The following is a 1,521-nucleotide window of genomic DNA, read 5'->3' as shown; positions in this document are numbered from 1 at the left end:
TCGCTAACCTCGCCCTGAAGGACGGGGCTTGCGCGAGGCCTATCTTTTGGTCAAAAAGCGGGCGGGAGGCCTTTTTCGTTTATGGGCGGCACCGCAGCGGCGCCGCCCCATGACGAAGCCGCGTCGAAGGACGCCGGCCGCGTCAGAAGAGCGGCTGGTTCATGTAGATGCGCTTCAGCATGTCCTCGGCGTCGGGGCCGCGCAGGCTCACGCCCGCGAACTCCGCATCGTTCATCGTCGTGAAGGTCACCATCGCGAGGCGCACGGACTTCGCGGCGTCCACGCGGAAGTCGAACTGCACGATCGAGCCGTCGTCGTAGCGGCAGGAGAACTGCACGTCGCCGGGCTCGAGCTCCTCCCAGACGCGGGTCTTGGGGTCGCAGGCGCCGTACTGCTCGAAGGCGCTCGAGACGGGAATCGACGCGTCGTAGGCGAAGACCTGGCGCATCACGCGCTCGACGTCGGGCGTCATCTTCGGTGCAGGCGCCTCGGCCGTGGCGGCGGCGAGCCGCGCACCGGAGAGCTCGAACCCGTTTTCATCGACGGGAACGCTCTGGCAGCCGGCAAGCATTCCCGCAAGGAGAAGCGCGGCGGAAGTGAGGGAGAGACTGCGGCGGAGAGAGGTCATGACGTAGATTCCGGGATGAAGTGCGGCCGTGGGCGCCGCTGCCGGGCTCCTGCATGAGTCCGGAGGACGACCGCCCGCAGTTGGGGATGGTTTGTCCCCCGAGTCTATGCCGCGAGTCTTCGCGCAGGCTGAAGAAGGCGTGCGCCCGACTTCAGTTGCGCTTCAAGTCGTACATCGGCGCCAAGGGACCTTCGGCCTCCCCGCCCTCGCGGTCAAGGAGCCGCAGGCCCTGCGGAATCGGACGGGCCGCCCAGATCTCGTCCTTCGCGGCCGCGGGCGTGAAGACGATGCGGTCCTTCTCGAGCCGCCAGGAGCCGCCCTCGTCGAACGCTCCGTCCGTGCCCTCGTAGTGCGAGACGCGCGTGTAGGTGCCCTCCGCCCGCAGATAGAGCGCCGTGCGGATGCCCGCGCAGTCCGCGCACGGGAGCATCCCTTCGTAGACGCCCGAGAGCGCGCGCACCTCGGCTGCGGCGGCGGCCGGCGCCGCCGGCGTCGTCGGCCAGCGTTCTTCTGCGCGCAGCCCGCGGCAGCGAGCATCACGCCCGAGAGGAGAAGCGCGGGGAGCGCAGTGCCGGAACGGAAGGTTTTCATGATTCGAAACTCCAAGAAAAAGAAGGCGCGCTGCCGGGAGCAGTCTCCGCGCCGCCCGCGCCCCTTCAAAGGACGAATCCTACACGGTGCGGGGCGCCGAGCGGAAAGTGGAAATCCCTCTTTTCCAATTCTGCAAAAGGGCGCGGGGAAACCTCCCTGCCCAGAACAGGCGCTTTGAATTAGCATTGCGCGTGAGGTCAAAGGAGCGGCTCCGCCATTGTGCGGCGGATCAACTCCGCATCAAAGGCGTCGGGGTCTCCGGCGCCTTTTTTGCATCGGCCCGGCGCAAGGACCCGCTTCGA

General features: G+C 67.5%; 2 protein-coding genes. Both read right to left on the bottom strand.

Going from position 1 to position 1,521, the window contains the following annotated elements:
• Nucleotides 1-142: 142 nt before the first annotated feature.
• Nucleotides 143-628 carry a hypothetical protein gene (locus tag ACT6Y9_RS10925; RefSeq protein WP_443744550.1) on the bottom strand — a complete coding sequence of 162 codons (486 nt, stop codon included), beginning with the start codon at nt 626-628 and terminating at the stop codon, nt 143-145.
• 151 nt (nt 629-779) lie between these two features.
• Complete coding sequence (locus ACT6Y9_RS10920; protein ID WP_443744549.1) at nt 780-1,088, bottom strand: copper resistance protein NlpE; 309 nt, start codon at nt 1,086-1,088, stop codon at nt 780-782.
• Nucleotides 1,089-1,521: the final 433 nt, after the last annotated feature.

The sequence above is a fragment of the Sutterella sp. genome, from assembly GCF_052272535.1.
In the GTDB taxonomy this organism is placed as follows: domain Bacteria; phylum Pseudomonadota; class Gammaproteobacteria; order Burkholderiales; family Burkholderiaceae_F; genus Sutterella.
This window is presented reverse-complemented; position numbering and strand designations above follow the sequence as displayed.